We start from the raw sequence: 25760 nt of genomic DNA on the forward strand, positions 1-25760 counted from the left end.
CTACATTCTGTCGGCGTCGTAGAACTCCGCGATGCCCTCAAGCCCCGGAAGATGGGGTGAGAGCTGAGGCAGTTCCGCTGCGGAGCCGATTCCCATCCGTTCCAGGAAATACGACGTGGTCCGGTAGAGGATGGCACCCGACTCAGGATCGTGTCCCGAATCTTCGATCAGCCCGCGCTGGGTCAATGTCCGTACGACAGAATCGACATTGACTCCTCGAATTGCAGACACCCTGGCCCTGGAGACAGGCTGGCGGTACGCGATGACAGCCAGTGTTTCCAAAGCCGCCTGTGTGAGCCTGGCCGTCTGACCCTCAAGCACAAACCGTCCGACGATCTCGGCGAAGTCTGCGCGGGAGTAGATCCGCCAGCCACCGGCGATGTTCCGCAATTCAAAACCCCGGGGGCTGGCGCTGAAACCAGCATCGCTGGCACGGTCCATGTCCGGGGCTTTAACAGTATAGCCGCTATACTCCCGCTTCAGTTCCGCGAGTAACTGCTCGACGACGGCGACGGTCAGGTTAAGCCCGGCGGCCAGCTCAGTAGCGCTGGCCGGTTGGTCCAGGACCATCAGGACCGCCTCGAGTGCAGCCTTCGCACCGCCGGGCAGGTCCCGGACGTCCATGCCTGGCTCCGCCCCAGTCTCGGGAAGTTCTTGGCTCACGACAGTTCCTCGTATTCTTCGCTTAGGTTTTTTGTTGACCAGTCCCGGCCGTCCACCGTCCAGTGCACGGTGAGATCGCCCAGCGGCGACACCTGGTCGAAGGAGACTGCCCTGTCCCGGAACATCTCCAGCAAGGCCAGGAACCTGGCCACCACCACCAGCGTGGAATCGGCGTCGGCGATCAACGCGCGGAAAGTCAGGGGCTTCCCCAACTGGAGCCGGAGCCCCAGGATCTCGGCCTGTTCCTTCACGCTGACGGCACTGCCGTGCAGGTGGGCAAGGCCCACTTCCGTGGGCCTTGGCGTTTTGGGCTTCAGGGCAGACTCGGCCAGGCGGGCGAACTGGTCCGGTGTGTGCTTCCACACGAGTTCCGGAAGCATGGCGGCAAAATGCTCCTCCAAGGCAACCTGGCGCGGAAACCGGCTGGCTTCCTGTTCCAGGGTTCCAGCCATCAGGGCTGCCACCTGCTTGAACGCCTTGTACTGGAGGAGCCTCGCAAAAAGGAGGTCCCGCGCTTCCAGCAGGGCGATGTCTTCGTCGTCCTCGACTTCGCCGGCGGGCAGGAGCCTCGCCGCCTTGAGGTCCAGGAGGGTGGCGGCGATGACCAGGAATTCGCTGGCTTCATCCAGCGCCCATTCCTCGCCGAGCTTCTGGAGCTTCCTGATGTACTTGATGAACTCATCAGTGACGGTGGCAATGGCCACCTCGGTAATGTCCAGCTGGTGCTTGGCGATCAGGCCCAGAAGGAGGTCGAACGGGCCGGTGAAGTTGGCCAGCCGCACCTCAAAGCCGGGTTTGGACTCGACCACGGCTTATTTAGGGTGCGCCGCCGCGCGAAATCAGCTCTTTGGCCAGGCGGCGGTAGGCATCGGCGCCGATGTGGCTGCCAGCGTAGCTGGTGATCGGCTCTGCCGCGACGGTGGCGTCCGCGAACTTGATGGAGCGTTTGATGACGGTCTCGAAGACTTTGTCACCGAAGGCTTCCACCAGGCGGGTGATGACTTCGCGGCTGTGGAGCGTACGGGCGTCGTACATAGTGGCCAGGACACCATCAACCTGCAGGCCGGGGTTCAGCCGGTCCTGGACCTTGTCGATGGTTTCCACCAGGAGGGCTACCGCACGGAGGGCGAAAAATTCGCAGATCAGCGGGATGATCACGCCGTGGGCGGCGGTCAGGGCGTTGACCGTCAGCAGGCCCAGTGAGGGCTGGCAGTCAATCAGGACGACGTCGTAATCGTCTTCGACTTTTTTCAGCGCCCGGTCCAGGACTTGCTCACGGGCTACTTCATTGACCAGCTGCACTTCTGCGGCGGAGAGGTCGATGTTTGCCGGCAGCAGGTCTACGTTTTCGACGCCGGTCTGGTGGATGGCGTCGCGGATGTCCACCTTGCGGTCCATGAGGACGTTGTAGACCGTCAGGTCCAGTTCGTGGGGGTTGATGCCGAGGCCCGCGGACAGTGCGCCCTGCGGGTCGAAGTCAACCAGCAGCACCCTGCGGCCGTATTCAGCAAGGGCGGCTGCCAGGTTGATGGTGGACGTGGTCTTGCCAACGCCGCCCTTTTGGTTGACCATGGCAATCACGCGCGCGGGACCGTGGGACGACAGCGGTGCGGGTTCCGGAAATTCGCGGTAAGGGCGCCCTGTGGGACCCATCACGGCGTCTTCCAGATCGAGTTCCGTGCCTTCCAGAGTTGCCGAACCCTGTTCGCTGCTCACGTATCTCTCCACACTTTCGATGACGGTGATTGTTCTGCCGCTGACTGACCAGCGCCCATGCTTGTTTCCACCCAAGGCTACAACGACCGACACGGCATTCTGTGGAACTTGACTTTTGATGGTGTTTGAGCCTTGACCTTTTACCTGAGGTCGAAGGTTGACCAGTCCCGACGCAAAACCGCCCGCACAGGTTGTCTGTGCGGGCGGTTTTCCGCGCCTGGCGCTTGTCCCTTAAGGACTTGTCCTCTATGGACTAGGCGTTTGCCGGAACTGGCTGCGCCGGGGTTTCGTGTACCTCGTGGTGGCCGGCGATCATGGTCTGCTCGTCGAAGGGCTCTTCGCCGGACAGGACGCGCTGGACCTGCTCGCCGTCGATCTCCTTGACCCAGGTCCCGATCAGGAGCGTGGCCACAGCGTTGCCCGTGAAGTTGGTCAATGCGCGGGCTTCGGACATGAAGCGGTCGATCCCGACGATCATGCCTACGCCGCCGAGGAGTTCGGGCTTGTGTGCCTGGAGGCCAGCGGCCAGTGTGGCGAGGCCTGCACCTGTGACACCGGCTGCACCCTTCGAGGCGATGATCATGAAGATGAGCAGGGATACCTGGGCGCCGAGATCCAGAGGGGTTCCCATGGCGTTGGCCACGAACAGCGATGCCATGGTCAGGTAGATGGCCGTGCCGTCGAGGTTGAAGGAGTAACCGGTGGGCACGGTGACGCCGACGACCGGCTTGGACACGCCCAGGTGCTCCATCTTGGCGATCAGACGGGGCAGTGCGGCCTCGGAGGAGGAGGTGGAGAAGATCAGGAGGTATTCGCGGGCCAGGTACTTCATCAGCTTGAAGATGTTCACGCCGGTCACCACCTGGAGCAGACCGCCGAGGATCACGACTATGAAGAGGGCGCAGGTGATGTAGAAGGCCACCATGAGGGTGGCCATGCTCACGATTGCCGCGACACCAGTGGCACCGACGACGGCGGCGATGGCACCGAAGGCGCCCACCGGAGCAAGCCACATGATCATGATCAGGATCCTGAACACCACTACCTGGCCGTGGCCGATGGCCTTCAGGACAGGAGCGCCCTGCGCACCCATCTTCTGGAGGGCGAAGCCTACGAGGATGGCAGCGAAGAGTGTTGGCAGAACGGGAATGTCGCCCGGAATGATGCCCAGGAGGAAGGCAACGGTGCTGTCTACTTCTGCCTTCTTACTGGGGTCGTACGCCGCCAGCTTCAAACCTTCACCCGGGTGGATCAGGTTGCCTACCACAAGGCCGATGCCCAGCGCGAACGTGGACATAACCATAAAGTAGCCCAAGGCCAGGCCGCCCACCTTGCCTACGGTGGCTGCCTTGGCTATGGAGCCAATGCCCAGGACGATGGTGCAGAAGATGATCGGCGCGATCATCATCTTGATGAGCTTGATGAAGCCGTCGCCGAGCGGTTTCAGCGATTTGCCGACCTCGGGAAACAGGAGGCCGACGACGGCGCCCGCGATCACGGCGACAATGACGGCGATGTAAAGGTAATGGGATTTGTCCAGCCCCTTGCGGGCGGCCTTTGCAGGCGCTGCTGACTCTCCTCGTTGAGAGGTCATGATATGTGTCTCCTTCATGGGTAATCTGGTAGACGCTGCGGCGCACACTCTGGGCTCGTTGCGTCGGTGTGGTGTGATATCCATCATTAGGTACACCGTGACTTGGCTCACCCTTGCGTTCATATTGGTCATGGGAGGTACTGATGATCCACCGCTGGAGTATCGCCCGCAGGCTGTTTGTGGCGAATCTGTTGATTGTCCTGGCCTTAACGGCGATCGTCGGATCCGCGACGTTTATTGATGCCCGGGACCGCGCCTATGACGAGGCCGGGCGGCGCATGGCCGGGGTGGCTGCCGCGGTTGCCGCCAACCCCCTGGTCCTCCAGGCCGCGGACGAAACAGATCCGACGGCGCTGCTGCAGCCTTACGCGCTGGATGTCATGGCCGGATCTGGAGCGGATTTCATCACCATCATGGCGCCGGACAGGACCCGGTGGACGCATCCGCGCAGCGAGGAAATAGGCAAGCCGTACATCGGCTCCATCGAGGCGTCGCTGCGTGGCGAGGTGTTCACCGAGGTCACGGCGGGAACGCTGGGACCGTCGGTGCGGACGGTTGTTCCGGTCAAGGACGCGGCAGGGAACGTCAAGGCGCTGGTTGCGGCCGGCGTCACGGTCCGGACGGTGGACGTGGCGCTTTCCGGCCGGCTGCCCGCACTGCTGGCCCTCGGCCTGGCCCTGCTCGTGGGCGGATCCTTGGCGTCCTGGCTGTTGGGCCGCTACCTGCGCCGGGTGACCAGGGGGTGGGGGCCCGAGCAGCTGGCTCAGCTGTTCGCGTATTACGAATCGGTCCTGCATTCCGTGCGTGAGGGGCTGATCCTGATCGACACCAAGGGCAGGGTGGTGATGTACAACGATCAGGCCGCTGAGCTGCTGGGCCTGGAGCCCCGCGATTCGGACGGTGATCCGTCCCGGCCGCCCCTCCTGACGGACCTCCCGCTGGCCCTCAGCCTGAAGGAACTCTTTGAATCCGGCCGCACCGCCCACGATGAAATTCATCTCACGGGTCCGCGGATTGTGGTGGTGAACCAGGGCCCGGCCGTGGGTCCCGACTCCCCCGGCCTCCGCCGGCCGGCGGTGTTCGGCACCGTGGCCACGATCCGCGACCGGACGGAAATCGAGTCGTTGGGCAGTGAACTGGAAACAATGCGGACGCTGTCCGACGCTCTCCGCGCCCAGACCCACGAGCACGCCAACCGGCTGCACACCATGGTTTCCCTGCTGGAGCTGGGGCGGACCCGGGAGGCCCTGGAATTCGCCACCAAGGATCTCGAACTGAGCCAGCAGCTGACCGACGAGATGGTGAGTTCCGTGGACGAGCCTGTCCTGAGCGCCCTGATCATGGGCAAAGCTGCGGAAGCGAATGAGCGCGGAGTGAAGCTGACGCTGTCCACGGAGGGCTCCGCATCCGTTGCGGGCCTGGCCGTCCAGGACCTTGTCACCATCCTGGGAAACCTCCTGGACAACGCGATCGACGCCGCCGCAGATGGAGCGGCTCCCAGAACTGTGGAACTGACCGTGGAGTCCGACGCCGAGGGGCTGGACATCACGGTGGAGGATTCCGGACCGGGCGTGGACCCTGCAGCGGTGGAGGATATTTTCCGGCACGGCTTCAGCACCAAGGCGTCCGGCCCGTTCGGACGCGGCATTGGCCTGGCCCTCGTCCGCCAGGCCGTGCAGCGCCTGGACGGTACGATGACCATCACAGGCACGGACGGCGCACGCTTCCAGGTCTTCCTGCCGGCCATGTCCGCCGGAACCGACAAAGAGGAGCAGTTCCAGTGAGCGATATCCGCGTCCTCGTGGTGGAAGACGAGCCGGTGGCGTCGGCCGCGCACGCAGCCTACGTCGGCAGGATGGCAGGATTCATGCTGGCCGGGACGGCCCCTGACGGCCAGTCAGCGCTCAGGCTGCTGGGGGAACTCGCGGCTGCCGGCGAGCCGGCGGAACTGGTCCTGCTCGACATGAACCTTCCGGACCTGCATGGCCTGGACATCGCCCGCCGGATGCGTGCGTCAGGAATCCTGGCGGACATTATTGCCATCACCGCGGTCCGGGAAGTGGCGATTGTCCGGAGCGCCGTGGCCATCGGCGTGGTCCAGTACCTGATCAAGCCCTTCACCTTTGCCACGTTCGAGGACAAGCTCTCCAGCTACCGGCTGTTCCGGCAGCAACTGGCCTCCCCCGGGTCCGGAGCCGGGAGGTCCGGCGCATCCCAGAGCGAAGTTGACCAGGCCTTCGCAAGCCTCCGGGCGCCGTCGGAAATGCCCCTCCCGAAAGGCCTTTCCGTCTCCACACTGGACTCGGTCCGGCACTACCTGAAACAGCATTCGGGATCCGTTTCGGCCACAGAGGTCATGGCGGCGCTGGGAATGTCCCGCGTGACGGCCCGCCGCTACCTCGAATACCTCGCCGACGCCGGCATCGCCTCCCGGGCACCCCGCTACGGCACGCCCGGCCGGCCGGAGAATGAATACGGCTGGAAGCGGCCCTGATACTACAGCAGTGTTTCCCCGAGAATCCTTGGCTAGGCAGAGGCGATGGCTTCCTTGAGAGCCCCCAGCGCCAGGGTCACTGACGCGGCGCTTGCGTTGGGTCCCATCATTCCGATCCGCCAGATGCTGGAAGCGTACTTGCCCGCCCCTGAGCCAATCTCGATGCTGAAGTGCTCCAGAAGATGGCGGCGTACGGCCGCGGAGTCGATACCGTCTGGGACCTTGACAGTGGTAAGGCTGGGCAGCCGGTGGCCCTCGGCCGCGAACAGCTCAAGTCCCATCTCCTGGAGCCCCGCCTGCAACGCGGCCCCTGCCGCGCGGTGGCGCGCCTGGACCGCGTCCAGTCCTTCGGCCAGGATTCGTTGCAAGCCCGCCTCGAGACCGGCGATCATGGTGACTGGCGGCGTGTGATGGTAGGTTCGACCGCTGCCGCTGGCGGCCCCGACGTAACCGCCCAGCAGACCAACGTCCAGGTACCAGGAGCGGGGATTCTCGATCCTTCGCTCGAAGGCCCTACCCGACGTGGTGAAGGGCGATAGCCCTGGCGGCACGCCGAGGCATTTCTGAGTGCCGGCATAGCCGACGTCGATTCCCCAGTCGTCTGCAAGGAGTTCCAGCCCGCCGATGGACGTCACGGCGTCGACAATGAACAGCGCATCGCCCTTGTTCTGCCCGAGCGATGCGACGTCGGACAGCACACCGGTCGACGTTTCGGCGTGGACCGCCGCAATCACCTTCGGTCGCGGGTGGGCCGTCAGAACGCGTTCGACGTCGATGGGCGCGCCCCATTCGTGGTCTACACGAACCACGGTCGCGCCGCAGCGGCGGGCCACCTCACACATACGCTCACCGAAGAGGCCGTTGACGGCGATCACTGCCACATCGCCGTCGTCCACGGTGTTCACAAAAGCCGCTTCCATGCCGCCGGAACCGGTGACGCTCAATGGCAGTGTGCGGGCATTCTGAGTCCCCCAGACCGTGCGGAGGCCTTCGCAGGTGTTGTCGAGCCGTTCAATGAAGACCGGATCCAAGTGCCCAATCACCGGATGCGCCAACGCGGCGGTCACTTCCGGGTAGCAGTTGCTCGGTCCCGGACCGAACAGGAACCGCGAGGTCAAAGCCTGTGGCATTGGAACTCCTCCGTTGGGGGACTCTTTGCCCCTGTCGGGCCGGTCAGTGCTTCGGTGCGACGGCGATATCCTCGCCGTCGACGGCGTGGAACGGCGTACGGCGATCCATGATCAGCAGGTAGGTGACGGCGGCCAGGATCGCGCCGACGAACCAGGAGAAGCCGGAGATATACGTGAACGCAGGGACGAGAGCAAGCACCAGCGCGACGATCGCAGCCGGTGTGCCCGCGATGACAGCCTTCCGGTTGACGCCACGGGTGTAGGCATACTCCCCGTCGGGAGAATCCGAGTACAAATCCGGAATGTTGACCCTGCCCTTACGGACCAGCCAGTAGTCGGCCATGATGACGCCGAACAGTGGTCCCAGGAGGGCGCCCAGCCCGCCGAGGAAGTAGACGATGACCACGGGCGAGTTGTACAGGTTCCACGGCAGGATCACCAGGCCGATCACCGCGGAGATAATGGCTGCGCGGCGGAAGTTCAGCGTCCGCGGGAAAAGGTGGGCCAGCGTATATATGGGCGCCACGAAGTTGGCCATGAGGTTCACGGCCACCGTCAGGATGATCAGGGCCAAGCAGGCCAGCACCAGCAGGAGCGTGTTCGGGATGGCGTTGACGACGTCGGTGGGCGACTCGATGACCGTGCCGTCGATCTTGTACTGGGCGCCGGCGAGAACAACGACGATGGCGGCGAAGAAGAGCATGTTGATGGGGATGCCGAAGAAGTTGCCCCGCACCACCGACCGTCTGGAGGGCGCGCCCCGCGTGAAGTCGCAGAAGTTCAGTACGAACGTCCCGTAAACGACCACCCATAGCGCGGCCGACTGGAAAATCCGCACCCACATCACGGGGCCCGTCAGCGAGTCGACGGTGGACCAGGCGATGGTCCCGCCGGCTTCCACCAACATCCAGACGGCCAGCGTGAGCATGGTGACCAGGATGATGGGGCCTGCGAAGGCCTCGTACTTGCGGATCATCTCCATGCCGAAGCTCACGATCACCGTCTGCATCGCCCACAGCCCAACGAACGAGATCCAGCCCAGGGTCGAGAGCCCGAGGAATGAGTCTGAGTCGAGCGGTGCCAGGGACGGTGCGAGGGCTAAGATCAGCACCCGGAGCACCACCGAGGCCAGATAGGTCTGGATGCCGAACCAGGCCACGGCCACGGCGCCGCGGATGATGGCGGGGATATTGGAGCCCCGGATGCCGAACGCGATCCTGCTCATGACCGGGAACGGTACGCCGGTACGCTCGCCCATGAACCCCGAAAGGTTCAGGAGAAGGAACAGCAGGACCGCGCCGAGTAGGAAGGCGAGCATGATCTGCCAGGCGCCCAATCCCAGGGCGAACAGTCCGATGGCAAACACGTAATTGCCCAGCGAGTGCACGTCGTTCGCCCAGAGCGTGAAGATGCTGTAGGCGTGCCATGTGCGCCCCTTGCGCGTGGTGGGCGCCAGGTCCTCGTTGTAGAGCCGGGGGCTCACGCCCGCGGGCACCTGGACCCGAGTGGCTGGCTCCCCCCTCACGATTTCCTCGACCGCGGGGTCACCGGTGCCCCACGGCTCAGGGTCAATCAGATGCGGATGCCCGTGCTCGTCATGCGCGCCGGGATCGTTTTGGTGGGACATGATGCAGACCTCCGTAGGACGGAAACGGCATTGCCGGCAAAAAAATCGGACTTTCCGCTTATTTCTTGATCTCGTAGCGCAGAAGTACCACGCCGTTTTCGAACCCGGTGGCCTCGACCAGCAACAGGTCCTGCCGATCCTCGAAGATGCGCGTTCCCTTGCCGCGTGACGCCGGGCAGACCAGCATCCGGACTTCGTCGACGATGCCCGCGTCCAGAAGGGAGTGCATGAGCTTCAAGCTCCCCCAACAGCCAGGTGTCCTTGCCGCTCTGCTCCTTGAGCTCCCGGATGGTAGCGGCCGGGTCGCGCGTCACGGTCGCGGCGGGAAAGTCGCCCCAGGGGGCGTCATCCAGCGTCGACGAGGCAACGAACGTGGTGAGGTTGTTGAGCTTCTCGCCGTACTCGCCCTGCTCTTCGGCGTACGGCCAGTAGTCCTTGGACTGGGCGTAGGTATTCGCGCCGAGAATCATCGTGTCGACCGAGTCGATGAACCCCCTCACGCTTGCCTTGAACGCCTTGTTGGTGGTCTCGGAAAAGGGCTCCCCAGACACGAAGCTAAGCCCGCCGTCCTCTTCCGCGGCGATGTTGTCGACGGTAACCCACTGCTGGACGATGAGTTTTCGCATGGCGCCAACTGTAGTCCGCTGGCGCGCGGTCAACGAGCCCCATCTCGTAGCGCTGGTCCGGGCTGGACGAGGGACCAAAGGTATTTGTATACACGAAGCACGTGATAGCGTCGGTTTTCGCTAATTTGCTGGGCTAAATGGCAATTCGTGTATACACTGATGCTAAGCAACGGATTGAAGGGAGGGACCATGCGGGCCAGCGACAAAGCTTACGCAACGCTGCGCGAAGACATTATTGAATGGCGGCTGCTCCCCGGAACGGTCCTTGCCGAGGTGGAGCAGTCCGAACGGCTGGGCATCTCGCGCACGCCCCTTCGGGAGGCGCTGAGCCGGCTCACGGCGGAAGGGCTGACGACGGCGGCGGGCGGCCGCGGCGTCGTCGTCACCGATATCTCGCTGGAGGACATCGACGAACTCTTCGAGCTCCGCGAAACGCTCGAAGGTCGGGCCGCTGCCCTGGCCGCCGAACGGGGCGATCCCGCCACTTTCCTGCAGCTCCAGGACGAACTGCTGGGAGCGCCCGCCCTGATCAACGGCACGGACCCGGCCCGTCACGACTACTACCATTTGGTGGGACGCCTCGACGCGGCAATCGACGCAGCCATCACCAATTCCTACCTGGCCCAGGCCATGCGCAGCCTCCGCGTGCACCTCGTGCGGGTCCGCAGGCTCGCCGCCGACGACGCCGCCCGCCTGACCGCCGCCGCCGCCGAACACGCGGCCATCGCCGAAGCGATCGCCGCAGGCAACCCGCGCCTGGCGGAAGCCGCCACCACTGTCCACCTGCACCGCAGTCTTTCCCACGTCAAAGCTACCCACCCACAGCACTAAGAAGGAGCACCATGGTTAAGGAACACCACGTCCGCGTCTACAAGAGCGACGAGAACCTCGCCCGTGAAGACCAGCTCGCACACAAGATCGCCACCGTCGCCGCCGACCCCGTCGAGGTCACGCCCGAGGTCACCGAGATGGTCATCAACCGCATCATCGACAATGCCTCCGTGGCCATCGCTTCCCTGAACCGCGGCCCGATCGTGGCTGCCCGCGCCCAGGCGCTGACCCACGCACCGACCACCGGAGGCAAGGGCGCCGGCGTCTTCGGCATCACGGACCGCGTCTCCCCCGAGTGGGCAGCCTGGGCCAACGGTGTGGCCGTCCGCGAGCTCGACTACCACGACACGTTCCTGGCGGCTGACTACTCCCACCCGGGCGACAACATCCCGCCGATCCTCGCCGTTGGCCAGCACGTCGGCGCCAGCGGCAAGGACCTGATCCGCGGCATCGCCACCGGCTATGAGATCCAGGTCAACCTGGTCAAGGCGATCTGCCTGCACAAACACAAGATCGACCACGTGGCCCACCTCGGCCCGTCCGCGGCCGCCGGAATCGGCACACTCCTGGGCCTGGACGTCGAGACGATCTTCCAGTCCGTCGGCCAGGCGCTGCACACCACCACCGCCACCCGCCAGTCCCGCAAGGGCGAAATCTCCACCTGGAAGGCCCACGCGCCGGCGTTCGCAGGCAAGATGGCTGTCGAAGCCGTGGACCGGTCCATGCGCGGCCAGACCTCCCCCGTGCCGATCTACGAAGGCGAAGACGGCGTGATCGCCTGGATGCTGGACGGCCCGGACGCCTCCTACGAGGTCCCCCTGCCCGAGGCCGGCGAAGCCAAGCGCGCCATCATGGACACCTACACCAAGGAACACTCCGCCGAATACCAGGCGCAGGCCTGGATCGACCTCGCCCGCAAGCTCCACACCGAGCACCCCGAGGCAACGGACCCGGCCAACGTGACCTCGGTCCTGATCAAGACCAGCCACCACACGCACTACGTCATCGGCTCGGGCGCCAACGATCCCCAGAAGTACAGCCCCACGGCCAGCCGGGAAACCCTGGACCACTCCATCCCGTATATCTTCACCGTGGCACTCCAGGACGGCTCCTGGCACCACGTTGACTCCTACAGTCCTGAGCGTGCCGGCCGCGCCGACACGGTGGAGCTGTGGAACAAGGTCAGCACCGTCGAAGACCCCGAATGGACCCGCCGCTACCACTCCCTGGACATCGCCGAGAAGGCCTTCGGCGGTTCCGTGGAGATCACCCTGAAGGACGGCACGGTCATCACCGACCAGATCGCCGTGGCCGACGCCCACCCGCTCGGCGCCCGCCCCTTCGCCCGCCAGCAGTACATCAACAAGTTCCGCAGCCTGGCAGCCGGCCTGGTCGCCGAGGAGGAAATCGAGCGTTTCCTCGCGGCCGCCGAAAGCCTCCCGGAACTCGGCGCCGGCGAACTGGACCAGCTGAACATCACCGCGGCCCCGGGCGTCATCGACCTCAGCAACGCACCAGCCGGCCTCTTCTAAGCTCTGCCTACCCACCCCGCACAGGAGAATCAGATGCTGTATTCCAAGACCACCCCGGAACAGAAGCGGATCGCGCTGCGCGACATGCTCGCGTCCGGCACCATCCAACAGTTCCCGGGCGCCTTCAACCCGCTCTCGGCGCGGCTGATCGAGGAAAAGGGCTTCGCCGGTGTCTACGTCTCCGGTGCCGTGCTGGCCAATGACCTTGGCCTGCCGGACATCGGACTGACCACCCTCACCGAGGTGGCCACGCGGGCCGGGCAGATCGCCCGCATGACCGACCTGCCCACGCTGGTGGACGCGGACACCGGCTTCGGCGAGCCCATGAACGTGGCCCGCAGCATCCAGGAACTCGAGAACGCCGGCTTGGCCGGCTGCCACATCGAAGACCAGTTCAACCCCAAGCGCTGCGGGCACCTCGACGGCAAGAACGTCGTGGACCTGGACACGGCCACCAAGCGCATCCGCGCCGCGGCTGATGCCCGCCGGGATCCGAACTTCCTCATCATGGCCCGGACCGACATCCGCGCCGTGGAGGGAATCGAAGCGGCCAAGGACAGGGCACGGGCCCTCGTGGATGCCGGTGCGGACGCCATCTTCCCGGAGGCCATGAAGGACCTGTCCGAGTTCCAGGCCATCCGTGACGCCGTAGACGTGCCCATCCTGGCAAACATGACCGAGTTCGGCCAGAGCGAGCTGTTCACCGTGGACCAGTTGCAGGGCGTCGGCGTCAACATGGTCATATATCCGGTCACGCTGCTGCGCATTGCCATGGGCGCAGCAGAGCGTACTCTGGAATCGATCAAGGCCACAGGGTCGCAGGAAGCACAAGTGGAGAACATGCTCACCCGTGCACGGCTTTATGACCTTGTGGACTACGAGGCCTACAACCACTTCGATACCGGCGTTTTCAACTTCCAAATTCCCGGCGTCCGCTAGGACCCGGGAGCCACCAAGGATACTGCAAGCATTCCGGCACATCCGTGCTTGCCCAATGAACGAAGGAGGACAGCATGGTTGCTGTCGATATCAAGAAGGGCCTGGCCGGCGTCGTGGTGGACTACACCGCGGTTTCGAAGGTCAACCCGGACACCAATTCGCTGCTGTACCGCGGCTACCCCGTCCAGGAGCTCGCCGCCAAATGCAGCTTCGAGGAAGTGGCCTTCCTGTTGTGGAACGGCGAACTGCCCACCCCCGATGAGCTGTCCGCATTCTCTGCCCGCGAGCGCGCCGGCCGCGCCCTCGATCCTGTGGTGAAGCAGATCGTCGACACGATTCCCACCACCGCCCACCCCATGGATGTCTGCCGGACCGCGGCCTCAGTCATGGGCGCCCGCCACCCACTGGCCGAAGACTCGTCGCCCGAGGCCAACATGGCAAAGGCCGTGGATCTCTTCGCTGCGATGCCCGCCGTTGTTGCCTACGACCAGCGGCGCCGGCGCGGCCAGGAAGTCGTTGAGCCCCGGGATGACCTGGGCTACTCGGAAAACTTCCTGTGGATGTCATTCGGTGACGACCAAGTCCCGGAAGTCGTGGATGCCTTCAATGTTTCGATGATCCTGTACGCCGAGCACTCCTTCAACGCCTCCACGTTCACCGCCCGGGTCATCACCTCCAGCCTGTCTGACCTGCACTCGGCCGTGACCGGCGCGATCGGCGCACTCAAAGGCCCGCTCCATGGCGGCGCCAACGAAGCCGTGATGCACACCTTCGACGAGATCGGGATCCGGCCGGAGGAATCACTGGACGAAGCCGCCACCCGTGCCAAAGCCTGGATGGAGGACGCGCTGGCCCAGAAGAAAAAGGTCATGGGCTTCGGCCACCGCGTCTACAAGCACGGCGACTCCCGCGTCCCCACCATGAAGGCCGCGCTGGACAAGATGATCGCCCACTACGGCCGCCCCGAACTCCTGGGCCTCTACAACGGGCTCGAAGCCGCGATGGACGAGGCCAAGGCCATCAAACCGAACCTCGACTACCCGGCCGGCCCCACCTACCACCTGATGGGATTCGACACCGCTACGTTCACTCCCCTGTTCGTGGCCAGCCGCATCACCGGCTGGACCGCCCACATCATGGAACAGGCAGCCAGCAACTCCCTGATCCGCCCGCTGAGCGAATACAACGGACCGGAAGAACGGCACGTTCCATAATCCCCGCCGGCTCCCAAACCTCGCAAGCTGGGTTCGCGTCCCTCGCCGGCGTGGGTCCACTGGACGCACGACGGCGGGCCGGGCACCTTTCGAGGTGACCGGCCCGCCGTCGGCCGTAACGCCAATGGCGAGAAGGCGCCGTCAGTCCAGCACTTCGCGGACGGTCTCATTGTCATCGTTCAGGACCACTGTCAGGCGCAAGAAAGACCCGGCAAGCGCGAGCGGCAGCCAGTGCGCTGCATCCTGCCACATCCGGTCCACCGGCAAGGCGCCGACGTCGAACCATTCCGGCCGGATCTCGGCACTTTCGGCCGGCTGCCCGGTCCAATTGGCTGCGACAAAGAGCCGCGAACTCATGTTCCACTCCGGGCGGGCAGGAAAATCGAAGGTCACCACGCCGGCGTCGCGCAGATCCTCCTGCCGGACCACAATCCCGGCTTCCTCGTGGACTTCGCGGCAGGCAGCCTCTTCATCCGTCTCCCCCGGCTCAACATGGCCGCCAAGTCCCACCACCTTGCCGCGGCCGAAGCCGGTCTTCTTCAAGCCAAGCAGGACCTGTGGCACACCGGCGGACTCACGGGTGAGAAAGCACAGGGTGACAGGGGTAAACGTCATGCCCCCAACCCTATAGCTTGGCTGCCGGCGTCAGCCCAGCGCCCGGGGGTGGGCTGCTGCGTAAATTTCCCTCAGTGTGTCAGCCGTAACCAGGGTGTAGACCTGCGTTGTGGTGACCGAGGCGTGCCCCAGGAGTTCCTGCACCACGCGGACATCGGCGCCGCCTTCGAGCAGGTGCGTCGCGAAGGAGTGCCGCAGTGTGTGCGGGGAAACATCCTTGGTGACGTTGGCTTTGTCCGCGGCCGCCTTCAGGATGGTCCAGGCGCTTTGCCGGCTGATCCTGCCGCCGCGGGCGTTCAGGAACAGGGCGGGCGTTCCCTTGCCCTTCGCCGCCAGCAGCGGACGGCCACGCACCAGGTACGCGTCCACAGCCCGCGCCCCATAGGATCCCAGCGGCACCAGCCGTTCCTTGGATCCCTTGCCGAACAGGCGGACCACGGCCGGCCCGGCTTCGGCCTCGTGCAGGGCGATGTCGTCAACGTCCAGGCCCACGGCCTCGCTGATCCTCGCCCCGGTGGAATAGAGAAATTCGAGCAGGGCGCGGTCCCTGAGCCCTGTGGCGGTGTCGGTGCCCGCGGCTTCAAGGATCCGGGTGACTTCGTCCACGCTGATGGCCTTGGGCAGCCTCTTTCCCGGCATGGGCGGGTGGACATCGCTGGCGGGGTCCGTCGTTGTGACCCCCTCCAGAGCCCAGAACTTGTGCAGTCCTCGGACGGCCACCACGGTCCTGGCAGCAGACCGGACGCCAAGCGCCGTGCCGCCGTCGGATCCGTCGTTGAGGGCCATGACGAAGCCCGTCACGTGGTGGCGGGTGATCTGGCCCGGGCCGTGGCAGCCTTCCGACGTCACGTAACGGGAGTACCGCGCCAGGTCACGGCGGTAGGCGGAGAGTGTGTTGGCGGCCAGGCCGCGTTCCACGCCCATATGTTGCAGATACTCGGTGATGGCGAGGTCGATGGCGGTCTGTGGCCGGACGGGCGGCGTCGGGGCTTTTGCCTCAGTACTCGCCGTCATCAACGCTGGCTGGGGTGCGCAGGCCAGGGTGCATCCGCTGGACGCAGTCCCGCAAAGCCCTCAGCTTTCGCCGCGGCGGCGGCCAGGATTCCGACGACGGCGGACGGGTTGTGCAGCCTGCCTTCCAGGACCGCGGCCACGGCGTCGTCCAAAGCGATCCAGTGGAATTCAATCTCGGCTTCCTCATCGGTCCGCTCATGGCGTTCGTGGTGAGGCACCTCCGTGAGGTCCCGGGCGAGGTAGATGCGGATGGCCTCGCTGGAGGAGCCCGGCGAGTTGAAGAAGTCCACCAGGACGTTCCATTCGCCGGCCGCGAGGTCCGCCTCCTCGGCGAGTTCGCGGGCAGCACCCGCCACAAAATCCTCGCCTTCCACATCCAGCAGGCCGGCTGGGATTTCCCAAAGGTCCATGCCCACGGGGTGCCGGTACTGCCTGATCAGCAGAACCTCGCCGGCATCGTTCATGGGTAGGACGGCCACTGCGCCAGGGTGGTCGATGTAGTCGCGGGTCAGGGACTCCCCCGTCTCGCTCAGCTGGAAGCTGTCGCTGACCACATCCCAGATCCGGCCTTCATAGACCTTCTCCGTAGACAGAAGACGGCGCGGGCTCGGCGCATCCGAAACCTGCCGTGCAGCTTGGGGGGTTTCAGGTGTGCCGGGCATCGCGCCGTCCTCTACTTATTCGGTTTTATTTTGCGGCAACCGTACGCAACGGCTTGGCTGCCGGCGCGTCCGGCGCGTCCTGTGCGTTCTGGTGGTCCAGGGCGGCCTTGATGAGCCCGGCGAAGAGCGGGTGCGGCCGCGTGGGCCGTGAGCTCAGTTCGGGGTGCGCCTGGGTTGCCACGTAGAACGGGTGGACCTCGCGGGGCAGCTCAACGAATTCCACGAGCTTGCCGTCCGGCGACGTTCCGGAGAACACCAGGCCCTCGGCAGCGATCTGGTCGCGGTACTTGTTGTTGACCTCGTAGCGGTGCCGGTGGCGTTCGCTGACAGTGGTCTTGCCGTAGGTCTCTGCAATGACCGAGCCGTCGTCGAGCTTTGCCTCGTACAGGCCAAGACGCATGGTGCCGCCAAGATCGCCCTTGCCGTCCACGATATCCAGCTGCTCTTCCATCGTGGCAATCACCGGGTATTTGGAGTCCGGTTCGAACTCGGACGAGGAAGCTCCTTCGAGGCCCACCACGTTGCGCGCATATTCGATCACCATGCACTGCAGGCCCAGGCACAGGCCCAGGACTGGCAGCTTGGTTTCGCGGGCGTACTTCAGGGCGCCCAGCTTGCCTTCGAGGCCGCGGATGCCGAAGCCACCGGGAACGCAGATGGCGTCCACGCCGTCCAGGGACGCCACGGCGCCCTCATGGGTTTCGCATTCATCCGACGGTACCCAGCGGATCTTGACCTTGGTGTCGTTGGCGAAGCCGCCGGCACGCAGGGCCTCGGTCACGGACAAGTAAGCATCAGGCAGGTCGATGTACTTGCCCACCAGCGCGATTTCCACGTGGTGCTTGGGGTTGTGGACTGCTTCGAGCAGCTTGTCCCAGCTGGTCCAGTCAACGTCCTTGAACGGCAGGTCCAGGGCGCGGACGATGTAGGAATCCAGTCCCTGCGTGTGCAGGGTCTTGGGGATGTCGTAGATGCTGGGGGCATCCGGGCAGCCGATGACGGCTTCGATATCGACGTCGCACATGCGGCCGATCTTGGCGCGCATGGGCTCGGGGACTTCGCGGTCCGAGCGGACCACGATTGCCTCAGGCTGGATACCGATGGAGCGCAGGGCTGCCACGGAGTGCTGCGTCGGTTTAGTCTTCAGTTCCTGCGAGGGTCCGATGTAGGGCACCAGGGAGACGTGGACGAAGAACACGTTGCCGCGGCCGATGTCCTGGCGGACCTGGCGGGCCGACTCGAGGAAGGGCTGCGACTCGATGTCGCCGACCGTGCCGCCGATTTCGGTGATGATGACGTCCGGCGCGTTCTTGCCTTCGGACGGTAGCCGCATACGCCGCTTGATCTCGTCGGTAATGTGCGGGATAACCTGGACGGTGTCGCCGAGGTATTCGCCGCGGCGTTCCTTGGCGATCACCGTTGAATAGACCTGGCCGGTGGTCACGTTGGCTGAGCCCTCGAGGTTTTCGTCGAGGAACCGCTCGTAGTGTCCGATGTCCAGGTCGGTCTCGGCGCCGTCGTCAGTGACGAAGACCTCGCCGTGCTGGAAGGGGTTCATCGTGCCCGGATCCACGTTCAGATAGGGATCGAGCTTCTGCATAGTTACAGACAGGCCGCGTGCCCGCAGGAGGTGACCGAGGCTCGAAGCCGTCAGTCCCTTACCGAGCGAGGACGCCACACCACCGGTTACGAAGATGTGTTTGGTCGTCTTGGACGAGCCCGGGAACCGGGAATTTACACGGGAATTTGATCGCTGCACCACGGAATTCGAGCCTATCATCAATTGAGCCTTTCCCGTTCAGGAACTGTCTCCCCAAATGATCCAGTGTGCAGGGCGAGGCCCCCTGCGATCAAGGGGTATCCGCCGTCAGGCCCGCTGGGGCAGCAGTTTTGCGTCGTCCAGCAGCTCCTGGGCGTGCGCCTGGGCCGATTCTGAATCCTCCTGGCCGGCCAGCATCCGGGCGAGCTCCCGCACGCGCTCAGGACCGTCGAGGAGGCGAACATCACTGGACGTGAACCCGGTGGCGGTGCCGCCGTCGGCCCCTCTGACGGATGTCTTGGTGACGGTGATGTGCTGGTCCGCGAAGGCTGCCACCTGCGGCAGGTGCGTGACCACCAGGACCTGCACATGCTGTGCCAGCATGGCCAGCCGGCGGCCAATTTCGACGGCGGCCCGCCCGCCGACCCCGGCGTCCACCTCATCGAACACAAACGTGGGCACCGGATCCACTGCGGCCAGCACCACCTCGATGGCCAGCATCACGCGTGACAGTTCGCCGCCGGAGGCGCCCTTGCCCAGCGGACGGGCCGGGGCTCCGGAGTGCGGCTGGAGCAGGAACGTGATCTCGTCCGCTCCATGCGGTGTCAACTGAGCGGCCGCCTCACGGGTGATCACCAGGGTGGCGTCCGCCATGGCAAGTGCCTTCAGCTCCGCGCTCACCCGGCCGGACAGGTCCTTGGCAGCCTTGGCCCGGATTTTGCTGACGGCGGCTGCCTGCGTCTGCAGTTCCGCTTCGGTCCGGACCACGTCCGCGTCCAGGGCTTCGATCCTGGTGGAGTCGTCCTGCAGCTCGTCGAAGCGGACCCGGGCGTTTTCCGCCCACACCAGGACTTCGTCAATGCTGGGGGCGTACTTGCGGACCAAGGTGGCCAGGGCGGCCCGCCGGTCCTCGATCTCGGCGAGCCGTTCCGGGCCCTCCGAGTCCAGGCCTGCCTGGTAGCTGGCCAGCTCCGTGGCGATGTCGTTGAGCAGGAAGCCCACTTCGGCCAGGCGCGCTGCGGCGGACCCGAGTTCGGCGTCGTGCTCGGCCACGTGCTCCAGGGTCCTTTTCGCGGCGTCCACGAGGGTGGTGGCGTCGCCCGCGTCACCGTAGTCCTCCGCGATGAGCGCCTGATGCGCCGTGTTCGCCGCAATCCTGAGCTCTTCCACGTTGGCCAGTTTCACAGCCTCCGCCTTGAGGGATTCGTCCTCCCCCGGCTGCGGATCCACGTTGCTGATTTCGGCCAGCGCGACTTCCAGCGACTCGGACTCGCGGAGCCTGTCGCGGGCGGCGCTGCGCAGGGTTTCCAGCTCCGCCTGGCTGGCCTTCCAGTGGCTGTAGAGCGCCTGGTAGGAGGCCAACGGGCCCGCTAGCGCATCGCCGGCAAATTTGTCCAGGGCGCCGCGCTGGGCGGCCGCCCCCTTCAGCCTGATCTGGTCCGACTGGCCGTGGACCACCACGAGGGTTTCACCGATCTCCGCGAGAACGCCCACCGGGGCGGCCCGCCCCCCCAGGAAGGCCCGGCTGCGCCCGTCCGCACCGAGGCGACGCGCAAGAATAAGCTCTGCGCCGCCGTCGAACTCCTCCACGTCGGCACCCGCTTCAACTGCCCGGGCAATCGCCGGATGCCCGGCGTCGAGCTTGAGGACGGCCTCCGCCGTGGCGCTCTTCGCGCCGCTCCGGACCGCCCCGGCGTCAGACCTCGCCCCCAGCAGGAGGCCGACGGCGGTGACCACCATCGTTTTGCCGGCTCCGGTTTCGCCGGTAACGACGCTCAGCCCGGGGCCCAGCGGCAGCGTGGCGTCGGTGATGACGCCCAGATCGCGGATTCTCAGTTCTTCAAGCATGGTTCACTTTGCGGTCGCGGGATCGGTATCGTCCTCCGGCTGGTCGCCGGAGGCAAGCTGGAGCGGCGGCCTGGGCCGCGGCGTCCGGACGATCGGGATGGGTCCGGTGTGGATGGTCTCCGACTGCGGCACGGGCCCGCGCCAGCCGTGAATGGGGAGTTCAAATTTGCGGACCAAACGCGCTGAAAAGGGCGTCTGGTGCGTCCTGGCCAGCCTGACCGGAGTGGCGGACTTGGTCACTTCAACCCGGGCGCCGGGCGGCAGGTCCACGGAGCGCCGGCCATCGCACCAGAGCACACCCTGGGCACCGGTGCGGGTGAGGACTTCCACGGCCAGCCGGGACCGGGGCGATACCACCAGCGGTTTGGCAAAGAGCGCGTGGGCGCTGATGGGAACTATCACCAGGGCCTCGACCTCCGGCCAAACGACGGGCCCGCCGGCGGAAAACGCGTACGCGGTGGAGCCTGTGGGGGTGGCCACCACCACGCCGTCGCAGCCGAAGGAGGTCAGCGGGCGCTCGTCCACTTCGGTCACCACCTCGATCATGCGTTCGCGGTTGCCTTTTTCGATTGCGGCCTCGTTCAGGGCCCAGGTGTGCCAGATCTTCTGGCCACGGACCCAGACCTGGACGTCGATGGTCATGCGCTCTTCAACCGTGTAGTCGCGGCGGGCAATCCATTCCACCGTTTGGGCCAGGTCCGCCCGCTCGCTCTCGGCCAAGAAGCCGACGTGGCCAAGGTTGACGCCCAGCAGGGGTACGTCCACCTCCCGCACCAGCTCCGCGGCGCGCAGGATGGTGCCGTCACCGCCCAGGACCATCACCAGCTCGACGTCCGGCAGCTGTACGTGGTCGTGTAGGATCTCCACCGGCTGCGTGAGCTGCCCGAAGAATCTTTCCATGTCACGCAGTTCAGACTCCTGCATGACGGGAACAATGCCGGAGTCATGCAGTTGGGCGCAGGCTTCCCAGGCGGCCTTCAGTGACTCCTCGCGGCCAGTGTGGGCAAGGACAAGTACTCGCCTGCTCATCGGGTTCCGCTTTCTAGTGGTTCGGCCAGATTCGGCCAAGCAATCCGTCAATGGCTGCGAGGCGCTCTTCGATCTTAGGCAGGTCTTGGGTCATCCTGCGCTTTATCCACAGGAAGTATTCGACGTTTCCGTCCTGGCCCGGCAGCGGGCTGGCCGCTAAGCCGCGTAAGTCCAGTCCGGCGTCGAGCGCCGCATTGGCAACTTTTTCCACGGCCATCCGGCGTTCGCGCTCGGAAGTGACCACGCCGGTGCGGCCCAGCCGGTCCTTGCCGATCTCGAACTGGGGCTTCACCATCAGCACCAAGTCGCCACCCGGCCGCGTGCACAGCGCCAGCGGCAGGACCACCAGGGTCAGCGAGATGAAGGAGAGGTCGGCCACCGTGAGTTCGGCTTGTCCGCCGATGTCCGCCGGCGCCATGTACCGCACGTTGAGGCCCTCGTACACGGATACGCGGTCATCGGCGCGGAGCTGCGGGACCAGCTGGCCATGACCGACGTCGACTGCCACCACGTGTGCCGCACCGCGCCGCAGGAGGACCTCGGTGAAGCCGCCGGTGGAGGCGCCGGCGTCCAGGCATCTCTTGCCGGCAACCGTGACCTCGGGGAAAATGTCCAGGGCGCCCGCCAGCTTGTGCCCGGCCCGGCTGACGTAGCTGTCCTCTTCGGTGTGCTCGACCGCTAGGTCCTTGCCGTCGTCGACCTGGAGGGACGCCTTTGACAGGATCTGGCCGGCCGAGCTCACCTTGCCCTCGGCAATCAACGATGCAGCGTGGGTCCGGGATCTGGCCAGGCCGCGGGCGACGAGCGTCTGGTCAAGTCGTGCCATGCTCAAGCTTCTCCTCCGCCGTCTGGGGCCTCTTCGTTCAACGCGTGCAGCAGGGCATCGTGGAGGTCGCTGTAAACAGCTTCATGCTCAGATACGGGCAACTGTTCGACGCCGTCCATCGCGGCCGTTAGGGCCGCAATGGACGGATCGGTCGTTGCCGGCGCAGCTGTGTCCGGCCATTCCGGCGTTGGCTGGGCTGCTTCCGGATGGTGCGCTTCGTTCAGCTCAGTCATTGGACCAGTCTAATGATTGCGCCACTCGAGTTTGGGCTCGGTGGGCAGGGCGGCGTCAGGGACCGCAGTCCACCAGGCGGCGCAGGCAGCCCGCCACGAATCCAGGTCACCTTCGCTGCCGCTGACCTGGATGGTGCCACCGCTGACCCGCGCGGTGGAGGCCCCGCAACGGTGCATTCCGTCAGTGTGGTCCACGGCCGGGTAGGGGCGGTGGAGGTCGCTGAGGGAATTAATGATGTAGTCCGGGCGTTCCGCCGTGCGTGCGGCCAAGATGGTAGCCGTGGTGTCGACACCGGTCAGCACGGCCACCGTGGCAAACCCGGCGTTGTTGCCGCCGAGGATGTCGGTGTCCAGGCGGTCGCCCACCACCAGCGGGCGGTCAGCCGCGAGCCGCTTGGCGGCGGCGTGGAAGAGCGGGGCTTCCGGCTTACCGGCGACCCGCGGAGTCTGTCCGGTGGCAGCGGCTACTGCTGCCACAAGGGTGCCGTTTCCCGGGGCTATTCCCCTTGCCTGCGGAATGGACATATCGGTGTTGGTGGCGATCCACAGTGCCCCGGCCGACACCACGTATGACGCCTCGGCCAGATCCTTCCAGCCGATACCGGGATTGAACCCCTGGACCACGGCTACCGGATCCTCATCCTGGCTGTAGACAGGAGTCAGTCCCACCAGTTCGATTTCCTGCGCCAGAGCGGGGCTGCCGGTGATCAGCACCCGCGCTCCGGGGGCAACGAGTGATGTCAGGAGCTCGGCCGCGGCTTGCGAGGAACTGACCACCTGGTCATCGTCCGCCGGCGCACCCAGTTCACGGAGATGCGCCGCTACCTGAGCCGGAGTGCGGGAGGCATTGTTGGTGACATACCCCAGGCCAATGCCCAAACCCTCCAGTTGCTGCAGCGAGTCAACGGCGCCGGGGATGGCGTGCTGTCCGGCATAGACCACGCCGTCCAGGTCCGCCAAAAGGGCGTCGAACAGAGAAATCAGTGGAACTTCAGTCATGGCGGGCTAGCTGTCCCGTCCTTCAGAGTGGCCATCGAAGCCGTTGGTGTTGTCGCCTGCTTCGCTGTGCTCTTCTTCACCGTGCTCGGCGTCGCCGGCCTCCAGTTCGTCTGCTTCGACGGAATCCTCGTCAGACTCGGCGTCATCGGACTCGAAGAAATCCGATTCGACGTCGTCGATGTCTGCATCAACGGCAGCGGCCTCCACGGCAGTCTTGTCCGCGGCTACCTCGGTCCGGGCAGCAGGCGTGGATGCAGCGGCTTCGGGGCCTGCGGCAGCACGCTCCAGCAGACGCCGGCGCTGAGCTTCCTCGCGGGCTTCCTCTTCCTCGTCCCAGCCAAGGTCCACGATGTCGGGTTCCTCATCGGCGCCGAGACCCAAGGCATTTTCAGCCACAACGGCCTGCTTCTGCCATTTAGCCGCCTCATCTTCTCGACCAACGGCGGACAGGGCGTTAGCGTAGGCCCTGAACAGCCTTGGACTGTAGGAGAACGCACGGTTCAAGTCCAGCTGGGAAATTTCAAGTTCAGCCACGGCAGCGTCCAACTGGCCGAGGTCAGACCGGGCACCGGCCGCCACGATGGCCAACTCGACTTTGCCGGGAGCGTCAAGGTCATTCGCTTCCTCGGACCGCACCACGTCAAGGGCACGGTCAGGCCGGCCCAGTCCGCGTTCGCAATCTGCCATCACGGGTAGGTGGACGTTCGAACCGCTAATGCGGCGGTAGGTCCGGAATTCGCGCAGCGCTTCGCCGTAGTGTCCTGCCGCGTAAGCGGTGAGTCCGACGGCTTCACGGACGGCAGCCAGCCGGCCACCACGCCGGCTCGCGGCGAGGGCATGCTGGAAAGCCAGCTCGGGCTCTTCGTCGATCAGGCGTCCGGCCATTACCAGGTGGCGGGCAACCCACTCTGCGCTCTTGTCTTCCAGAGTCTTGATCTGGTGCTGCGTAGCGCGGTCAAGCTCCTTGCCCGTGACATCCTCATCGATTTCCGGGGAACGTTCGCGGTCCGGACGGTTGGCACTGCGAAGGTCACGCGCGTTGGGTACACGGACCGGGCGGTCTTCCGCACGGTCCCTGCCGAACTGGCGGGGGCCGGAATCACCGCGGTCGAAGCTCCGGGGGGCACGGTCCTGGCGGTCACCGAACGGCTTGCGGTTGTCGCCGCCGGAGAATCCACGACGCTCACCGTCGCCTTCCCGGCGCGGACGATCACCGAAGGACTTGTTGTCCCGGTCACCGAACGGCTTCCGGTCGCCGCCACCTGTGAACGGCTTGCGGTTGTCGCCGCCGAAGCTGCGACGTTCACCGTCGCCTTCCCGGCGCGGACGATCACCGAAGGACTTGTTGTCCCGGTCACCGAACGGCTTCCGGTCGCCGCCACCTGTGAACGGTTTCCGGTCCCCGCCGCCGAAGCTGCGACGTTCACCGTCGCCTTCCCGGCGCGGACGATCACCGAAGGACTTGTTGTCCCGGTCACCGAACGGCTTCCGGTCGCCGCCACCTGTGAACGGTTTCCGGTCCCCGCCGCCGAAGCTGCGACGTTCACCGTCGCCTTCCCGGCGCGGACGATCACCGAAGGACTTGTTGTCCCGGTCACTATAGGGTTTGCGTTCGCCGCCACCTGTGAACGGTTTCCGGTCCCCGCCGCTGCTCAAGGGCTTGCGCTCTCCACCGCCGAAGGTACGATGTTCACCGTCACCTTCTCGACGAGGACGACCACCATTAGGCTTGTTGTCACGGTCACCATACGGCTTCCGTTCACCGCCGCCTGTGAACGGCTTGCGTTCTCCACCACCGAAGGCACGACGCTCGCCATCGCCCTCGCGGCGCGGACGATCACCAAAAGGCTTACGTTCACCGGAACCAGGCGCGCGCTTCGGAGCCTCGGAGTTAGGGTCTTCGCGGGAACGGAATCCCCGCGGGTCGCCGCCAGAATTGTTGTTGCCGCGGAAAGGACCGCGGTCGTTGCCGCCGCGGTTGCCGCCGTTGTGCTCAGCCATGGGGATTCCTCCTGTTATGAGCCGACCACTGGCGCAATCGCAGCCGCTCGTTCCGTGTTTCGTTATCCTACGCAACCCGAAATCAAGCGCTTCGAAGTCCGTACATCTCAGTCAATTCTAGGCGAGACCTCACCGACAGATGACATGGATCCGTCTCCAGGCCGCCGTCGTGGGAATGTTCACACTCCCCAGGTGACGCTCTCGCAGTTTCTGCAGCGGACGCTCCTGCAGTTCCTGCAGTGTTCCGGCGGACGCTCTATCATTTCCTGCAGCGTTCAGCCGGACGCTCTGCCAGTTCGCGTAGTGGGTTGTGTGGTGTACGACGGCGGCGGGTTGGGGCCGGTGCCGCTTCTTCGGCTGTGCGCGGGGCGAGGCGGGTGCGCGGCTTTGAGGTGCAACGCAGTCCAT

23 protein-coding genes and 1 pseudogene are annotated in these 25760 nt (G+C 65.2%); 7 read left to right on the forward strand and 17 right to left on the reverse strand.

Translation table 11 applies throughout. The features are described 5' to 3' along the window. From scpB to NG696_RS15775, 4 genes are all read right to left on the reverse strand, one after another. Entirely contained in the window at nucleotides 1–624 is a 624-nt protein-coding gene (scpB, locus tag NG696_RS15760; protein WP_252576122.1) for an SMC-Scp complex subunit ScpB, read from the reverse strand. A 35-nt stretch (nucleotides 625–659) separates the two neighbouring features. Next, nucleotides 660–1472, reverse strand: a complete 813-nt coding sequence (locus NG696_RS15765) for a segregation and condensation protein A (protein ID WP_252576104.1) — start codon at nucleotides 1470–1472, stop codon at nucleotides 660–662. Between the two features lie 7 nt (nucleotides 1473–1479). Further along, on the reverse strand, nucleotides 1480–2379 hold the full coding sequence (locus NG696_RS15770) for a ParA family protein (protein WP_252576105.1): 900 nt from the start codon (nucleotides 2377–2379) through the stop codon (nucleotides 1480–1482). 253 nt (nucleotides 2380–2632) lie between these two features. Then, the gene (locus tag NG696_RS15775) at nucleotides 2633–3973 is read right to left on the reverse strand and encodes a cation:dicarboxylate symporter family transporter (protein ID WP_252569376.1); all 1341 of its coding nucleotides are present in this window, start codon (nucleotides 3971–3973) and stop codon (nucleotides 2633–2635) included. 143 nt (nucleotides 3974–4116) lie between these two features. On the opposite strand from NG696_RS15775, the gene NG696_RS15780 reads away from it, so the two are divergent. Both NG696_RS15780 and NG696_RS15785 read left to right on the forward strand, forming a co-directional pair. Continuing rightward, a complete protein-coding gene (locus tag NG696_RS15780; protein WP_252576106.1) occupies nucleotides 4117–5757 on the forward strand; it encodes a sensor histidine kinase in 1641 nt (546 codons plus the stop codon). Next, nucleotides 5754–6467: a response regulator gene (locus tag NG696_RS15785; RefSeq protein WP_252576107.1), complete on the forward strand. Its 714-nt coding sequence runs from the start codon at nucleotides 5754–5756 to the stop codon at nucleotides 6465–6467. Before NG696_RS15780 ends, NG696_RS15785 begins: the two co-directional genes overlap by 4 nt. Before the next feature lie 32 nt (nucleotides 6468–6499). Here the strand turns inward: NG696_RS15785 and NG696_RS15790 are convergent, their stop codons facing one another. Genes NG696_RS15790 through NG696_RS21200 form a run of 3 tightly spaced genes read right to left on the reverse strand, consistent with a single transcriptional unit; the run spans nucleotide 6500 to nucleotide 9850 of the window. Further along, complete coding sequence (locus NG696_RS15790) at nucleotides 6500–7597, reverse strand: pyridoxal-phosphate-dependent aminotransferase family protein (RefSeq protein WP_252576108.1); 1098 nt, start codon at nucleotides 7595–7597, stop codon at nucleotides 6500–6502. Between the two features lie 43 nt (nucleotides 7598–7640). Next, on the reverse strand, nucleotides 7641–9224 hold the full coding sequence (locus tag NG696_RS15795; protein WP_252569384.1) for an NCS1 family nucleobase:cation symporter-1: 1584 nt from the start codon (nucleotides 9222–9224) through the stop codon (nucleotides 7641–7643). Continuing rightward, nucleotides 9170–9850, reverse strand: coding sequence for a dihydrofolate reductase family protein (locus NG696_RS21200; RefSeq protein WP_445260429.1), 681 nt, complete (start codon nucleotides 9848–9850; stop codon nucleotides 9170–9172). The genes NG696_RS15795 and NG696_RS21200 overlap by 55 nt, the downstream gene beginning before the upstream one ends. Nucleotides 9851–10039: 189 nt before the next feature. Here NG696_RS21200 and NG696_RS15805 point away from each other — a divergent pair. The 4 genes and pseudogenes from NG696_RS15805 to NG696_RS15820 all read left to right on the forward strand — a co-directional run bounded on the left by NG696_RS15805 (nucleotide 10040) and on the right by NG696_RS15820 (nucleotide 14366). Continuing rightward, a pseudogene (locus NG696_RS15805) lies at nucleotides 10040–10700 on the forward strand (GntR family transcriptional regulator). Further along, a complete protein-coding gene (locus NG696_RS15810; RefSeq protein WP_252576110.1) occupies nucleotides 10693–12213 on the forward strand; it encodes an MmgE/PrpD family protein in 1521 nt (506 codons plus the stop codon). The pseudogene NG696_RS15805 and the gene NG696_RS15810 overlap by 8 nt, the downstream one beginning before the upstream one ends. Before the next feature lie 33 nt (nucleotides 12214–12246). After that, nucleotides 12247–13152, forward strand: a complete 906-nt coding sequence (prpB, locus tag NG696_RS15815) for a methylisocitrate lyase (RefSeq protein WP_252569391.1) — start codon at nucleotides 12247–12249, stop codon at nucleotides 13150–13152. 74 nt (nucleotides 13153–13226) lie between these two features. Next, the gene (locus NG696_RS15820; protein WP_252576111.1) at nucleotides 13227–14366 is read left to right on the forward strand and encodes a bifunctional 2-methylcitrate synthase/citrate synthase; all 1140 of its coding nucleotides are present in this window, start codon (nucleotides 13227–13229) and stop codon (nucleotides 14364–14366) included. 141 nt (nucleotides 14367–14507) lie between these two features. Here the strand turns inward: NG696_RS15820 and NG696_RS15825 are convergent, their stop codons facing one another. From NG696_RS15825 to NG696_RS15870, 10 genes are all read right to left on the reverse strand, one after another. Then, nucleotides 14508–14981 (reverse strand): 8-oxo-dGTP diphosphatase, encoded by a 474-nt coding sequence (locus NG696_RS15825; RefSeq protein WP_252569396.1) that lies wholly within the window; start codon nucleotides 14979–14981, stop codon nucleotides 14508–14510. 30 nt (nucleotides 14982–15011) lie between these two features. Continuing rightward, on the reverse strand, nucleotides 15012–15995 hold the full coding sequence (gene xerD / locus NG696_RS15830; RefSeq protein WP_252576112.1) for a site-specific tyrosine recombinase XerD: 984 nt from the start codon (nucleotides 15993–15995) through the stop codon (nucleotides 15012–15014). After that, nucleotides 15995–16657, reverse strand: a complete 663-nt coding sequence (locus NG696_RS15835) for an NUDIX domain-containing protein (protein ID WP_252576113.1) — start codon at nucleotides 16655–16657, stop codon at nucleotides 15995–15997. The genes xerD and NG696_RS15835 overlap by 1 nt, the downstream gene beginning before the upstream one ends. A gap of 25 nt (nucleotides 16658–16682) precedes the next feature. Then, nucleotides 16683–18437, reverse strand: a complete 1755-nt coding sequence (gene pyrG / locus NG696_RS15840) for a CTP synthase (protein ID WP_252576114.1) — start codon at nucleotides 18435–18437, stop codon at nucleotides 16683–16685. An 87-nt stretch (nucleotides 18438–18524) separates the two neighbouring features. Next, on the reverse strand, nucleotides 18525–20264 hold the full coding sequence (recN, locus tag NG696_RS15845; RefSeq protein ID WP_252569413.1) for a DNA repair protein RecN: 1740 nt from the start codon (nucleotides 20262–20264) through the stop codon (nucleotides 18525–18527). 3 nt (nucleotides 20265–20267) lie between these two features. Beyond that, entirely contained in the window at nucleotides 20268–21293 is a 1026-nt protein-coding gene (locus NG696_RS15850; protein WP_252569416.1) for an NAD kinase, read from the reverse strand. A gap of 13 nt (nucleotides 21294–21306) precedes the next feature. Continuing rightward, nucleotides 21307–22119 carry a TlyA family RNA methyltransferase gene (locus NG696_RS15855; RefSeq protein ID WP_252576115.1) on the reverse strand — a complete coding sequence of 271 codons (813 nt, stop codon included), beginning with the start codon at nucleotides 22117–22119 and terminating at the stop codon, nucleotides 21307–21309. A gap of 2 nt (nucleotides 22120–22121) precedes the next feature. Continuing rightward, the gene (locus NG696_RS15860) at nucleotides 22122–22352 is read right to left on the reverse strand and encodes a hypothetical protein (RefSeq protein WP_252569422.1); all 231 of its coding nucleotides are present in this window, start codon (nucleotides 22350–22352) and stop codon (nucleotides 22122–22124) included. A 9-nt stretch (nucleotides 22353–22361) separates the two neighbouring features. After that, nucleotides 22362–23351, reverse strand: coding sequence for an HAD-IIA family hydrolase (locus tag NG696_RS15865; RefSeq protein WP_252569425.1), 990 nt, complete (start codon nucleotides 23349–23351; stop codon nucleotides 22362–22364). 6 nt (nucleotides 23352–23357) lie between these two features. Beyond that, a complete protein-coding gene (locus tag NG696_RS15870; protein WP_252576116.1) occupies nucleotides 23358–25007 on the reverse strand; it encodes a tetratricopeptide repeat protein in 1650 nt (549 codons plus the stop codon). Between the two features lie 30 nt (nucleotides 25008–25037). Here NG696_RS15870 and NG696_RS21205 point away from each other — a divergent pair. After that, nucleotides 25038–25760 (forward strand): hypothetical protein (locus NG696_RS21205; protein WP_252576117.1); only part of this gene is annotated, 723 nt, incomplete at its 3' end.

The organism is Pseudarthrobacter cellobiosi (assembly GCF_023913755.1).
Taxonomy (GTDB): domain Bacteria; phylum Actinomycetota; class Actinomycetes; order Actinomycetales; family Micrococcaceae; genus Arthrobacter; species Arthrobacter cellobiosi.